Origin of the sequence: Salinicoccus sp. ID82-1, from assembly GCF_021991715.1 — a bacterium.
Classification (GTDB): Bacteria; Bacillota; Bacilli; order Staphylococcales; family Salinicoccaceae; genus Salinicoccus; species Salinicoccus cyprini.
Genome location: NZ_JAGFLY010000014.1, coordinates 1 through 231 on the forward strand (window position 1 = coordinate 1; position 231 = coordinate 231).

At 54.1% G+C, this 231-nt stretch carries 1 rRNA gene; it reads right to left on the reverse strand.

Going from position 1 to position 231, the window contains the following annotated elements:
• Positions 1–212: ribosomal RNA gene (locus J4760_RS13230) — 16S ribosomal RNA — on the reverse strand; the annotation flags it as partial.
• Positions 213–231 lie beyond the last annotated feature (19 nt).

Below are 231 nucleotides of genomic sequence, written 5' to 3' on the forward strand. Positions count from 1 at the left end.
CTTTCAACTTTCCTTCCTGTGAAGAAAAGGGTTATCCGGTATTAGCCACGGTTTCCCGTGGTTATCCCGGTCTGATGGGCAGGTTGCCTACGTGTTACTCACCCGTCCGCCACTCGCGTCACAGGAGCAAGCTCCTGATCCGCGCGTTCGACTTGCATGTATTAGGCACGCCGCCAGCGTTCATCCTGAGCCAGGATCAAACTCTCCATAATTGGAAGTTCTCTGACTCCG